The organism is Pseudofrankia asymbiotica (assembly GCF_001983105.1).
GTDB lineage: Bacteria > Actinomycetota > Actinomycetes > Frankiales > Frankiaceae > Pseudofrankia > Pseudofrankia asymbiotica.
The window spans coordinates 139,592-152,204 of record NZ_MOMC01000017.1 but is presented as its reverse complement, the minus strand read 5'-3'; the positions used below and the strand labels follow the sequence as shown (position 1 = coordinate 152,204).

The following is a 12,613-nucleotide window of genomic DNA, read 5'->3' as shown; positions in this document are numbered from 1 at the left end:
CACACCTCCATGCCCCTTCAGGCCCGGTACGGGGCCTCCCGGGGCTCCTCGTCGACGTCGTCCTCGGCGAGAAGACGACGGCGCGACTCCAGAATCTCCAGCTCCGGGTGCTCGGCGACCAGGCGCTCACAACCGTCGAGCACGTCGACGCAGAAGCCCCTGTCCGCGGCCACGACCGCGATGCCGATCTTCACCCGCCGGTGCAGGTCGTGGTGGTCCACTTCGGCCACGCTCACCGGGAACCGCTTGCGCAGCTCGGCCACGACCGGCCGCACGAGCGACCTTTTCTCTTTCAGAGAGTGGACGTCCCCAAACAGCCCGTCCACGCTGAGCAGACCGATCCACATAGATGTCTTGTCCTGCTAGCTAGTCACCAAATCGCACCCAAGGCGGCGACCCCGGACCCCCGGGATTTCAGGTCGTGCGCTCCGCGCGCGACATCGGGAGTCCGGGGGTCGCCCCCCGAAGCAGTATCTGACCGGCGCCCCCGGCGAAGCTGCCGCTGGGCAGCGAGCAGGGGGCACCGGCCCGAACCGTCAACTGCGCGGGATCTCGCGCTGCTCGAAGGTCTCGATGACGTCTTCGATCTTGATGTCGTTGAACGAGCCGAGTCCAATACCGCACTCGTACCCGTCACGAACCTCGGTGGCGTCGTCCTTGAACCGCTTGAGCGACTCGACGGTGAGGTTGTCGGCGACGACCACACCGTCCCGGATCAGGCGCGCCTTGCTGTTGCGCCGGATGAGACCGGTCCGGACGATACAGCCGGCGACGTTGCCGATCCGCGGCACCCGGAAGACCTCGCGGACCTCCGCCGTGCCGAGCTGCGCCTCCTCGTACACCGGCTTGAGCATGCCCTTGAGGGCGTTCTCGATGTCCTCGATCGCCTGGTAGATGACCGAGTAGTACCGGACCTCGACACCCTCGCGGTCGGCCAGCTCGGTCGCCTTGCCCTGCGGGCGGACGTTGAAGCCGATGATCAGCGCGTCGGACGCCGAGGCCAGCATGACGTTGGTCTCGGTGATCGCGCCGACGCCACGGTCGATGATGCGCAGCCCGACCTCGTCGCCGAGGTCGATCTTGAGCAGCGCGTCCTCGAGGGCCTCGACCGAACCCGACACATCGCCCTTGAGGATGAGGTTGAGCTGGGTCTTCTCGCCCTCCTTCATCCGCTCGAGGATCGTCTCCAGCGTCGGGCGGCCACGGCTCATCGCCAGCTCGGCGTTGCGCTCGCGGGCCTGGCGCCGCTCGGCGATCTGCCGGGCGACCCGGTCCTCGGGGACAACCAGGAAGTTGTCGCCCGCGTCCGGGACGCTGGTGAAGCCGAGCACCTGCACGGGACGGGCCGGGCCCGCCTCGGTCACGTTCGCGCCGTTCTCGTCGAGCATCGCCCGGACACGGCCGAAGGCCTCGCCGGCGACGATCGAGTCGCCGATCTTGAGCGTGCCGCGCTGTACCAGCACGGTCGCCACCGGGCCGCGGCCGCGGTCGAGCCGGCCCTCGATCGCGACGCCCTGGGCCTCGACGCCGAACGCCGCCTGCAGGTCCAGAGACGCGTCGGCGGTCAGGACGATCGCCTCGAGGACGCCCTCGATGTTGGTCCGGTTGCGCGCCGACACGTCGACGAACATGGTGTCGCCGCCGTACTCCTCGGCCACCAGCCCGTATTCGGTGAGCTGCCCGCGGACCTTCGCCGGGTCAGCGCCCTCCTTGTCGATCTTGTTGACCGCGACCACGATCGGTACGCCGGCCGCCTGGGCGTGGTTGAGCGCCTCGATGGTCTGAGGCTTCACGCCGTCGTCGGCCGCGACCACCAGCACCACGATGTCGGTCACCTGCGCGCCACGGGCACGCATGGCGGTGAACGTCTCGTGGCCCGGGGTGTCGATGAAGGTGATCGGCCGCTCATCGCCGTCGACCACCGCCCGCACCTGGTAGGCGCCGATGTGCTGAGTGATGCCGCCCGCCTCGCCGCCCACCACGTCGGTGGACCGGATCGCGTCGAGCAGCTTCGTCTTGCCATGGTCGACGTGACCCATGACGGTCACCACCGGCGGCCGGGTGGTCAGGACGACATCGTCGCCGTACTCGCCGCCGAACTCCAGGTCGAAGCTCTCCAGCAGCTCCTTGTCCTCGTCCTCGGGGCTGACGATCTGCACGTCATAGCCGAGCTGGACGCCGAGCAGCTGCAGGGTCTCGTCGGTGCACGACTGGGTCGCGGTCACCATCTCGCCGAGCTGGGTGAACACCACCTGGACCATCGCGCCCGGGTTGGCGTCGATCTTGTCGGCGAAGTCGGCGAGCGACGCGCCGCGCGGGAGCCGGATGGCCTGCCCGTTGCCACGGGGGACCATCGCCCCCATGCGCGGCGCCTCGAGCCCGCTCTCCCACTCTTGACGCTTCGCGCGCTTCGACTTGCGCTGACGACCCGGACGGCCACGACCGCCGGGACCGAACGCGCCCGCCGTCGTGCCGCCGCGGCCGCGACCGCCGGCCGCGGGACGGCCGCCACCGGCGCCGCCACCGCCACCGGGACCGCCGGGACGACCCGCGCCGCCACCGCCGGGAGCACCACCGGGACGACCGGGAGCACCGGAGCGGCCGGCGAAGCCGCCGCCACCACCGGGACGACCCGCGCCGCCACCGCCGCCCGGGCGGGGGCCCGGCGCACCGGGACGGCCGGGAGCGCCGCCAGCCGGGCGCGGAGCGAACATGCCGGGGCCGGGACGAGGGCCACCGGTGCCACCCGGCCGGGGCGGCATGCCGCCGCCCGCCGGGCGTGGGCCACCGCTACCCCCTGGCCGAGGCGGCATGCCGCCAGGGCTCGGGCGCGGGCCGCCGGGGCCGCCCGGGCGCGGAGCGCCGGGAGCGCCGCCAGGGCGCGGAGCACCGCTTCGCCGGTCGCTGGGCGCCGCCGGCGGCCCGGGACGCGGGCCGGCCGCGGCCGCGGAGCCGGGCGTTGTGTACGGGTTGTTGCCAGGCCCGGCCGGCCGGGGGCCGGGACGCGGGCCGGGACGCGGGCCGCCACCGGGCCTGCTGGGCGCGGCGGCGGGACCGCCGGCCGCCTGCACGGCGCCGGGAGCCCCCGGGCCAGCCGGACCGCCGGGCCCGGAGGGGCCACCTGGGCGCGCGGGACGCCCCCCGGAGGGAGCGGGCGAGGCGGGTCGCGGGCCGGGACGCGGCCCGGCCTGCGACGGGGACTGAGGCGCGGCCGAGGCCGCCGCGGCGGCTGGGCGCGCCGCCTCGGGGCGGGGCGCGGCCTCGGGACGGATGGGTACGACCGGCGCGCCGGCACCGCCGGCGGGCGGGCCGCCGGCGACAGCTGGCTCGCCGACGGACGGGCGGCTGGGGCTGGCTGGCGGCAGCGGGGCACCGGCGCCAGGCGCGCCGGCTCCGGGGCTCACCGGACGGGCCGCCGGGCCTGGGCGGCCGTTCGCGGGGCCGGGACGCGGCCCCGGGCCGGGACGAGCCGGACCGGGCACAGGCCGGGGGCCGGCGCCTGGACGGGCGCCGTTGCCGACCGGACCGGGCGTGGCGCGACCAGCCGGACGGGCGGACGAGGCCTCGCCCTCGCCGCCGAGCCGCTCCTTGAGCTTGCGCACCACGGGTGCTTCGACGGTGGATGAGGCGGACTTAACGAACTCGCCCATTTCCTTCAACGTGCCAAGCACGGTCTTGCTGTCGACGCCGAGCTCTTTCGCGAGCTCGTGTACGCGGGCCTTACCTACCACGGTGCTCCTTCGTTCGGCCCGCGGTTCAGCGCCCGCGTGACCTCGTTACCTGCTGGTCGCGATCATGGCTGCGTGCTCATTGCGCGGTCATCGCTCTCGACCTGCTTCCTGTCGGCGTCATCCGGCGTCTATCCGGCGACGCCCCCATCGAGTGGGGCACTCCCCCACCCTCCTGCTCAGGGAGGCGTGCCTGGGCACACCACCCCCTGGCTAACAACGTCCGGGCTCGCCATCGTCCCGCGCGGGACCATGGACCTGCCGGACGTGAGCCCGGATCCGCTCGAGACCGAGCGGACCGGGTACCCGCAACGCTCGCGGGAACGCACGACGGCGCTCCGCGAGATCAAGGCATGCCATGTCGGGGTGCACGTGCGCCCCCCGGCCAGGCATACGACGGCGCGGGTCCGGCAGAAGTTCGCCGTCCACCACGACGATACGCAGCAGGTCGGAYCGCGCCGCCCGGGTCCGACAACCAACACAGGTGCGCACGACACCAGTCGTGGCACCAGCGATGTGCGGCTCCGCACGGCGCGCCACGGAGAGTCTATCCCGTTGCACCCCTAGGCTGCCCGCCCGTGGCAGGCGAGCGCCGTCCGGGTGCCCCCCCAGGGGAGGTCGTGGCGTCGGATCGCCGTAGGTCCGCCGGCCCGGCCCCGGCCCGGCGCGGCGGGTCCGCGGGGCGTCGCCCGGCGCCGCCATTGTCACCCTCCGTATCCGAATGGATATCGATCCGCCAACTGGTCAACCGCGCGGCAAGCCGGGCGTTCTGGCCCTCACGGCCAATGGCGAGCGAGAGCTGGTAGTCCGGCACGGTCACTCGCGCCGAGCGGCCGGCGAGGTCGGTCACCTCGACGCGCGACACCCGCGCGGGTGAGAGCGCGTTGCCGACGAACGTGGCCGGGTCGGCGGACCAGTCGACGATGTCGATCTTCTCGCCGTGCAGCTCGGCCATCACGGCACGCACCCGGCTGCCCATCGGACCGATACAGGCTCCCTTGGGGTTCACCCCCGCGACCTTCGAGCGAACCGCGATCTTGCTGCGGTGCCCGGCCTCGCGGGCGATCGCCGCGATCTCCACGGTACCGTCCGCGACCTCGGGGACCTCCAGCCGGAACAGGCCCTTCACCAGCTCGGGGTGGGTTCGCGAGAGCGTCACGGCCGCGCCGTGCGGCCCCCGCGCGACGTGCACCACGTAGCACTTGATGCGGTCGCCGTGTTCCAGGCGCTCGCCGGGTACCTGCTCGGCCGGCGGCAGCACGCCCTCGACGGTGCCGAGGTCGACGAGCACCACCCTCGAGCCGGCCCGCTGCTCGTGGTGCTGCACGACACCGGAGACGATCTCGTGCTCGCGGTCGGCGTACTGGCCGTAGGTGACCTCCTGCTTGGCCTCCCGCAGGCGCTGCATGATGACCTGCTTGGCGGTCATCTGGGCGATCCTGCCGAAGTCCGCGGGTGTGTCGTCCCACTCCCGGGCCGTGCCGTCCTCCCGGGTCTCCTTCGCCAGCACGGTCACCTCACCGGTCTGGCGGTCGACCACCACCCGCGCGTCGGCCRCCGGGGCCTCGTCGGCCGAACCGGCGAYGTGCGCGCCGTGGGTGTGCTGGTAGGCCTTGAGCAACGCGGTCTCGATCGCCTCGACCAGGGTCTCGAAGGAGAGGTCGTACTCACGCTCGATACCGCGCAGCTCGGCGACGCTGATTTTCACCGGTCTGTCTCCTCACCTGGGCTTGGGCCGCTGTCCTCATGACCTCCGCCGGCTCGTCCCCGCCGAGCCCTTCCCAGGTCGTTGCCGCTGGCTGGGCCGCCGGCCGCGGGCGCGTCCTGTTCGAGCCCTCTCAGGCCGTCGTCCCCACCGCCTTCGTGATTCCCGCCGTCCTCGTCGAGGTCCTCGTCGTCGAGGTCCTCGTCCTCGTCGTCCCAGACGTCGTCGGCGTCGGCCAGGTCCTCGTTCTCGTCTGGCCCCTCGTCCTCACCCAGCTCGTCGTCACCGCCGAGCTCGTCGTCCCTGTCGTCGATGTCGCCATTCGCCCGGGCCCCGTCATCGCCCTCCGGACGCTCTTCGCCCGTCCCCGAGCCGCCCGTGCCGGCGGAGCCGGGGGCGTCGGCGTGGCCGAACTCGATCTGCACGACGGCTCGGGCCACGTCGGCGAAGAGCAACCGCTCGAGCCGAGTCCGCACGGGACGCCCGCGCCGCGCGGGGCCGGTGGCCACGGCTAGGTCCGCCCCGTCGCCGTCGGCGCCGAGCACTCGGCCCACCACCACGGTGCCGTCCACGCGGCTGGCCTCGACCAGGCGGCCACGCGCCCGCAGCCAGTGCCGGGGCTGGGTGAGCGGCCGGTCGACGCCGGGCGAGGTCACCTCCAGCACGTACGCGCCGAGGAGGCCCGCCTCGTCGGCCACGCGGTCGAGCAGGTCGGAGATCAGCCGGCTGGCATCCGCGACCGCGTCCAGGTCGACGCCGCCGTCACGATCGACCGCGACCCGCAGCACACTGCGCGAGCCCGCCCGCGACAGGTTCAGGTCCTCCAGGTCGAACCCGGCCTCGGCGAGCGCGGGGGCGAGCCGTTCGCTGACCGCGGCCCGCAGCGCCGCCGTGCTGTCCGCCGCGGCGGCCTTCCCCTTCCCCGCGGTCCGGGCCGGCCGCGCCGCCGCGGGCTGGCCGGGGCCCTCCTGCCCAGCCCCGGCGTCGGTGTACGCGGCCTTCCCAGGCCGCGCCGAGCCGCTCGGCGGCCGGCGGCCAGTACGGCCCGCGTCCCGTGCCACGTCACCCAGTCCCTTCCGCGAATTCCACATACCGATCGGATATCGACCGGCGCCCACCACTGGCATGCCCCGCGCGCGGGCGACGCCACGCGGTTTCCGCCCGAACGGCCCGCCCGCCATGCCCGTCGCGCCATGCCAGCGGGGCCATGCCAGCGGGGATGGTGATCAAGACTGCCATCGGCGAGCCTCAAGGCCTCTTCCGAGATCCATAGCCTACGTCTGTCGCGGTGGGGCTCCAATCGCGGCCTGACCATGGTCGGCTCTTCGCGGCACGGGGGCGTACCCGGGTCCTCTGGCCGGCACGCGCCTGTCCGCGCCGGGGGGTCATGCCTATGGCACCGACGTGTGATTGGCTGCGAGTCGTGGCTGGGGGCGGCATGGGTGGGGTCGGCGTGCGCGGCGCGCCGTCCAGGCGGGCCGTGCTCGCCCTGCCGGCGGCGGGGGTGGCCGCGGCGGGACTGGTGACGACCGCCGGCTGCACCGAGTCACGGCCGGCCGGCGCCCCCGCGCCGCCGCCGGTCGACCTCGCGGCCGCGCGGGCCGCCGCCCGCACCGAGCGAGACCTCCTGGTCGACTATGACGCCGCGATCGCCCGTCATCCCGCGCTCGCCGCGCTGCTGGGTGGCCTGCGGGCGCACCACGCGCAGCATCTGGCGGCCCTCACGACGCAGGTGCCGGCCCTGGCGACCGCGACCCCGGACGGTGTGGCCTCCGGCGGCGGTCCGTCCGTCTCGGCCCCGGCCACCCCGTCTGGCGCCGCGACGGCTCCCGCCGCGGGTGCCTCGCCGCCCGGGAGCGCCGGCGCGCAGCCCGGCGCCGACGACTCGCCGGCGGCGAGGGCCAGCGCGCTGGCCGAGCTCGCCACCGCCGAACGCACGGCGGCCGACGAACATCGCGCGAGCTGCCTCACCGCGACGGGCGGGCTCGCCCCGCTGCTGGCGAGCCTGCGCGCGGCGGAGTCCTGCCATGCCGACCTGCTCTCCCTGGCCGGCTCGGCTGGGTGAGCAAGGCGCATCGATCTGCCCCAGACCCGCACCGATCCGGCCGACTCTGGCCCCAGCCGACGAGGAAGACAGACAGGCACGATGGTGGCGACCAGCCGGCCGGCGACCGCGCCCAGCGCCAAGGGCTCGCCCAACGCGGCGCTGGACGCGCGCGCCGTCACCGCGCTGTCGGCGCTGGTGGCGGTCGAGCACGCGGCGGTGTACGGAACGGCCTTCGCCGGCGGCGCGCTCGCGCCGCTGGGCGCGAGCGCGCGTGACGCCCGCGGCCTCGCCACCGCCGCCTTCACGGCACACCGGCAGCTGCGCGACGCGCTGACCGCGCTGCTCCTGGACGCGGGGGCGAAGCCGCCGGCGGCGCAGCCCGCTTACACGCTGCCGGTGAGCCCGGCCAGCGTGGGGGCCGCACTCACACTGCTCGCCGAGCTGGACGACCGGACCGCGGCGAGCTCCTACGACGCCGTCGGCCTGGTGACCGGCAGGGCCCGCGAGCTCGTCGTCGACGCGCTCGCCCAGGCGGCACTACGCGCCCAACACGCCCGGCTCACCGCCGACGTGAACGCCGGGACGGCGGTCAAGGCGCTCCCCGGCCGCCTCTGACCCGAGGCTCCCGACCCGCGGCTCCCTGACTTGGGGCCCCCGGACCCGCGGCTCCCGGTTCCGTCAGCGCCTGGACCAGGCGCCGGGCGCCCTGCCGCGCTCGCGGACGATCTCCGGAAGGTCACCGCTCGCGATGTCGGCGAGGGTCACGGCCTCGAGCACCTGACGCAGGCTCACCCGGACAGCGATCCAGACGTCCTGCAGGTTCTTGGCCGCGCCGTCGTACGTGACCTCCTCCGGCCTGCGCCCGCGCACGCCGGCCAGCGGCCCGTCGGTGGCTCTGATCACGGTCGCCACGTCGATCTCGTGGGCCGGCCTGGCGAGCTGGTAGCCGCCCTCCGCGCCGCGCCGGCTGGTCACCAGGCCGCTGCGCCGCAGGTCGGTCAGGATGTTCTCGAGGAACCGCAGCGGCAGGTCCTGCGCCGAGGCAAGCGTCTCGCCCTTGACAAGGCCGCCGTCGCTGGCGGCCAGCGTCAGCAGTGCGCGCAGGGCGTAGTCGGCGCGCGCGGAGATCTGCATACCACCATCTTGCCGCCTAGCCAGTGATCACGCCTATGGCGGGTGTCCCCGGCAGGCTCGGCGCGCGACGCGCCTCGCGCCAGCGAGCCTGGTGCCTGCCCCGCCGGCGCCGACCGGCCACGCCGCACAGTCACCGGCGGCTCCCTCGACACAGTCGACGGCGGCTCCGTCAACACGGCCGCCGGCGGCTCCCTCAGCGGGTCGCGCGGACCCACACGCGTTGGCCGATCGCGAGACGGAGGTCCTCGGCCTGCCCGCGGGTGAGCTGCGCCCAGGGCTGCTCGGCCCCGGCGTCCAGCGTGGCCCGGACCTCGAAACCGATGCGCTGCAGGCCGGCGACCTCGGCGGGCGTGGTGTCGGGGGTGTCGGACGTGAAGATCTCCAGGTCGTGCGGGCGGACCAGCTTGCCGGAGAGGCGGGTGACCGGGCCGAGGAAGCCCATCACGAAGTCGTTCGCGGGCTTGTCGTAGACGTCAGCCGGGGTACCGACCTGCTCGATGCGGCCCTGGTTGATGACCACGAGCTCGTCGGCCACCTCGAGCGCCTCCTCCTGGTCATGGGTGACGAAGATCGTGGTGACRTGCACCTCGTCGTGCAGGCGGCGCAGCCAGTCGCGCAGCTCCTTGCGGACCTGGGCGTCCAGGGCGCCGAACGGCTCGTCGAGCAGGAGCACCGTCGGCTCGACCGCGAGGGCGCGGGCCAGCGCCATCCGCTGGCGCTGCCCGCCGGAGAGCTGCTCGGGCAGCCGGTCGGCGAACTGCTCCAGGTGGACCAGGGCCAGCAGCTCCTGCACCCGCGCGCGGATCTCGGCCTTGGGGCGCTTGCGGATCTCCAGGCCGAAGGCGACGTTGCGATAGACCGACAGGTGCTTGAAGGCCGCGTAGTGCTGGAACACGAAGCCCACGTTGCGGCGCTGCGGGGGGACGCGGGTGGCGTCCTTCCCGTTGATCCGGACGGTGCCGGTGTCCGGCTGCTCAAGACCGCCGATGATGCGCAGCAGGGTGGACTTGCCGCCGCCGCTGGGACCCAGGAGCGCGGTCAGCCGCCCGTCCGCCACGGTCAGGTCGATGTCGTCGAGCGCGACGAAACTACCGAACCGCTTCCCGACCGAGTTGACCTCGATGCTCACCTGAGCCCACCTTTGTCCAGTTCGACGTCGTTCGACGCGACGTTGTGCAGCGCCAGGGCGGCCGGCGCCGGGTCCGCCGACAGGGCGAGGTCGTCCGGCGCCACGGCCGGCGGCTCGCTGTGCTTCGACTCGCTCTCGCGCCGGCGGAGGAACACCAGCACGATGACGAGCACCGTGACGACGATGAGCAGGAACGCCAGCTGGAAGGCCCCTGGCTCGAGCTGCTGGACCCGCTCGCCGACCAGCAGCGGCACGGTCTGGGTCTGGTTCTCGCCGCTGACGTTGCCGGACACCACGAGCACGGCGCCGTACTCCCCGATCGAGCGGGCCAGGCTCAGCACGATCCCGTACAGCAGCGCGGGCCGGATGACCGGCAGCGTGATCCGCAGGAAGCGCTGCCAGGCGCTGGCGCCCAGCACCCGGGCGGCCTGCTCCTGCTCGACGCCCTCCTCCAGGAGGACGGGGACCACCTCACGCAGGACCAGCGGGAACGAGACGAAGGTCGTCGCGAGGATCATGCCGGGGAGCGAGAAGATGATCTCGATCCCGGCGCTGTGCAGGGTGCTGCCGAACCAGCCGTCGACCGGGCCGTAGACCAGCACCAGCGCGAGGCCCACCACGATCGGCGAGACCGAGAGCGGCAGGTCGGCGAGCGCGCTGAGCAGCCGGCGCCCGGGGAAGCGGTAGCGGGTGATCAGCAGCCCGAGGCCCACTCCGAACACGGCGTTGAGCGCGACCGAGGCCAGCGCGATCTCGGCGGTCAGCCGGAAGGCGGTCACCGCCTGGTCGGAGCTGATGGCCGACCAGAAGGCCGCCGGCCCGGGGCGCACCGTCTTCCAGGTCACGACCACCAGCGGGACCAGCACCAGGACCGCGACGTAGAGCAGCGCGACGACGCGCAGCCCGAGGCGGGTGGAACGGCGGTCACCCACGGCGGGCCGCCGCGCGCTGCAGCAGGTCCAGGCCGACGATCACCAGCAGGCTGACCGCCAGCAGGACGGTCGCGGTGGCCGCGGCCGCGGGGAAGTCGAAGTTCTCGATCTTCTGGTACGCGTACATCGAGGACACCTTGGTACGGCTGAGCCCGCCGGAGATGAGCAGCACCGAGCCGTACTCGCCCATCGCCCGGGCGAACGCCAGCGTCGCCCCCGACGCGATCGCCGGCAGCAGCAGCGGCAGCACCACCCGCCGGAAGGTCGTGAACGGCGACGCGCCGAGGCAGGCGGCGGCCTGTTCCACCTCCCTGTCCAGCGCCATGAGGACTGGCTGGACCGACCGCACGGCGAACGGGAGCGTCACGAAGAGCAGCCCGAGGACGATCGCCCGCTGGGTGCCGAGCAGATGGATCCCGACCGGGCTGTCGGTGCCGTAGACGGCGAGCAGCACCAGTCCGGCGACGATGGTCGGCAGCGCGAACGGGATGTCGATGATCACGTCCACCAGCCGCCGGCCGGGGAAGGGGTCGCGCACCAGCACCCAGGCCAGCAGCGTCCCCATCACCGCGTTGATCGCGGCCACCAGCAGCGAGGTCGTCACGGTCAGGCGCAGGGCTCTCACGGCATTGGGGTCGGTGATGTTGTCCCAGAAGCCGCTCCATCCGCCGGTGAACCCCCGCGCGACGACCGCCGCCAGCGGGATCAGCACCAGCAGGCTCAGCCACAGCACCGCCACGCCCAGCCCGAGCCCCGACCCGGCCCCGAGCCGCGCGGCGCCAGAGGCGTCCCGCGCGGCCCGGGAACGAGCCGGTGAAGCCGCCGTCGCCGGCTCCACCACGGTGCTCATCCGGTGGCGTTCTCGATCTTCGTCACGATGCCGTTGTCGGCGTCGAAGAACTCCTTGTTGACCTTGCTCCAGCCACCGAGGTCCGTGATGGTGGTCAGCTTCTCCACCGTCGGGAACGGCTTGGAGGGGTCGTTCGCGCCCTGCACGGTGCCGACGGTCGCGTTCTTGTCGGTCGGGCGGAAGCCGTGGCTGGCGAAGATCGCCTGGCCCTCGTCGCTCCTGGCGTACTCCAGGAACGCCTTGGCCGCCGCCGAGGCCTTCACGGTCACCGCGGCCGGGTTCTCGATCAGGAACGTCTCCTTGGGGATGACGTAGTCCAGGTCGACACCCTTCTGCCGGGCGCCGATCGCCTCGTTCTCGTAGGAGATCAGCACGTCACCGGTGCCCTGCGTGAACGTGGTGGTCGCGTCCGCGCCGCTGGAGGGCTTGCTCACCACGTTCTTGAAGAAGGAGGTGAGGTACTCCTGGGCCTGCGCGTCCGTGCCGCCCTCGGCGATGGTGTGGGTGTAGGCCGCCAGGATGTTCCACTTCGCCGAGCCCGAGGACGCCGGGTCCGGGGTGACGATCTTGACGCCCGGCTTGATCAGGTCATCCCAGCCGGTGATGTGCAGCGGGTTCCCCTTGCGGACCGCGATCACCACGACGGAGTTCGTGATCTGCCCCTTGGTGCTGTCCGCGTTCCAGCTCTCGGCGACGAACTTCGGCACCAGGCGGGTCATGTCTGGATCAAGAGAAAAGGTCACAAAGTCGGCCTTCTGGCCACTGGCCACCGACTTGCTCACGGTGCCGCTCGCCCCGAAGGTCTCCGAGAACTTCACGCCCTTGCCCGCGTCCGTCTTGACGAACGCGTCCTGCAGTGCGTTGTAGGCGGGCTTAGGCACCGAATACCCGACGATCGCGATCGACTGGCCCGCGTTCGGCCCGGCGCCAGCGCTCGCCCCGGAGTCGTCACTTCCCCCGGAGTCACCGCCGCAGGCGGTCACCGCCAGCGCGAGCGCCGCACCAGCAGCGATCAGGGGCGCACTGTGGCGCCACAGCCTACTCGGCTTCATATCTTGGTCCTCCCCGGACGTACACACCGCAACGTT

Annotated in this window: 12 protein-coding genes; 2 read left to right on the top strand and 10 right to left on the bottom strand. The window is 73.3% G+C overall.

Annotated elements, in window-relative coordinates; genetic code table 11:
• Positions 1-17: 17 nt before the first annotated feature.
• The 5 genes from BL253_RS10470 to rimP all read right to left on the bottom strand — a co-directional run bounded on the left by BL253_RS10470 (position 18) and on the right by rimP (position 6,494).
• Positions 18-347: a DUF503 domain-containing protein gene (locus BL253_RS10470; RefSeq protein ID WP_076815881.1), complete on the bottom strand. Its 330-nt coding sequence runs from the start codon at positions 345-347 to the stop codon at positions 18-20.
• 189 nt (positions 348-536) lie between these two features.
• On the bottom strand, positions 537-3,731 hold the full coding sequence (gene infB, locus BL253_RS10465; RefSeq protein WP_076815879.1) for a translation initiation factor IF-2: 3,195 nt from the start codon (positions 3,729-3,731) through the stop codon (positions 537-539).
• 210 nt (positions 3,732-3,941) lie between these two features.
• Positions 3,942-4,220: a YlxR family protein gene (locus BL253_RS10460; protein WP_274535199.1), complete on the bottom strand. Its 279-nt coding sequence runs from the start codon at positions 4,218-4,220 to the stop codon at positions 3,942-3,944.
• A 55-nt stretch (positions 4,221-4,275) separates the two neighbouring features.
• On the bottom strand, positions 4,276-5,436 hold the full coding sequence (gene nusA / locus BL253_RS10455) for a transcription termination factor NusA (protein WP_076815877.1): 1,161 nt from the start codon (positions 5,434-5,436) through the stop codon (positions 4,276-4,278).
• Entirely contained in the window at positions 5,433-6,494 is a 1,062-nt protein-coding gene (gene rimP / locus BL253_RS10450) for a ribosome maturation factor RimP (protein WP_076815875.1), read from the bottom strand. Before rimP ends, nusA begins: the two co-directional genes overlap by 4 nt.
• 377 nt (positions 6,495-6,871) lie before the next feature.
• Here rimP and BL253_RS10445 point away from each other — a divergent pair, with 377 nt between their 5' ends.
• Both BL253_RS10445 and BL253_RS10440 read left to right on the top strand, forming a co-directional pair.
• Positions 6,872-7,498: a hypothetical protein gene (locus BL253_RS10445; RefSeq protein ID WP_076815873.1), complete on the top strand. Its 627-nt coding sequence runs from the start codon at positions 6,872-6,874 to the stop codon at positions 7,496-7,498.
• 81 nt (positions 7,499-7,579) lie between these two features.
• The gene (locus tag BL253_RS10440; RefSeq protein ID WP_081438194.1) at positions 7,580-8,095 is read left to right on the top strand and encodes a DUF4439 domain-containing protein; all 516 of its coding nucleotides are present in this window, start codon (positions 7,580-7,582) and stop codon (positions 8,093-8,095) included.
• A gap of 63 nt (positions 8,096-8,158) precedes the next feature.
• On the opposite strand, the gene BL253_RS10435 is transcribed toward BL253_RS10440, so the two are convergent.
• The 5 genes from BL253_RS10435 to BL253_RS10415 all read right to left on the bottom strand — a co-directional run bounded on the left by BL253_RS10435 (position 8,159) and on the right by BL253_RS10415 (position 12,577).
• Positions 8,159-8,614, bottom strand: a complete 456-nt coding sequence (locus BL253_RS10435; RefSeq protein ID WP_076815871.1) for an RrF2 family transcriptional regulator — start codon at positions 8,612-8,614, stop codon at positions 8,159-8,161.
• 193 nt (positions 8,615-8,807) lie between these two features.
• The gene (locus BL253_RS10430) at positions 8,808-9,743 is read right to left on the bottom strand and encodes a sulfate/molybdate ABC transporter ATP-binding protein (protein ID WP_076815869.1); all 936 of its coding nucleotides are present in this window, start codon (positions 9,741-9,743) and stop codon (positions 8,808-8,810) included.
• On the bottom strand, positions 9,740-10,675 hold the full coding sequence (locus BL253_RS10425) for a sulfate ABC transporter permease subunit (protein WP_076815867.1): 936 nt from the start codon (positions 10,673-10,675) through the stop codon (positions 9,740-9,742). The genes BL253_RS10430 and BL253_RS10425 overlap by 4 nt, the downstream gene beginning before the upstream one ends.
• Positions 10,668-11,525, bottom strand: coding sequence for a sulfate ABC transporter permease subunit CysT (gene cysT / locus BL253_RS10420; protein ID WP_076815865.1), 858 nt, complete (start codon positions 11,523-11,525; stop codon positions 10,668-10,670). The genes BL253_RS10425 and cysT overlap by 8 nt, the downstream gene beginning before the upstream one ends.
• On the bottom strand, positions 11,522-12,577 hold the full coding sequence (locus tag BL253_RS10415) for a sulfate ABC transporter substrate-binding protein (RefSeq protein WP_076815863.1): 1,056 nt from the start codon (positions 12,575-12,577) through the stop codon (positions 11,522-11,524). Before BL253_RS10415 ends, cysT begins: the two co-directional genes overlap by 4 nt.
• Between the last annotated feature and the right edge of the window lie 36 nt (positions 12,578-12,613).

Coding starts and splice junctions, on each gene's coding strand:
- cysT (WP_076815865.1), bottom strand. CDS start 11,525: ATGAGCACCGTGGTGGAGCCGGCGACGGCGGCTTCACCGGCTCGTTCC.
- BL253_RS10470 (WP_076815881.1), bottom strand. CDS start 347: ATGTGGATCGGTCTGCTCAGCGTGGACGGGCTGTTTGGGGACGTCCAC.
- BL253_RS10415 (WP_076815863.1), bottom strand. CDS start 12,577: ATGAAGCCGAGTAGGCTGTGGCGCCACAGTGCGCCCCTGATCGCTGCT.
- BL253_RS10435 (WP_076815871.1), bottom strand. CDS start 8,614: ATGCAGATCTCCGCGCGCGCCGACTACGCCCTGCGCGCACTGCTGACG.
- BL253_RS10445 (WP_076815873.1), top strand. CDS start 6,872: ATGGGTGGGGTCGGCGTGCGCGGCGCGCCGTCCAGGCGGGCCGTGCTC.
- BL253_RS10440 (WP_081438194.1), top strand. CDS start 7,580: ATGGTGGCGACCAGCCGGCCGGCGACCGCGCCCAGCGCCAAGGGCTCG.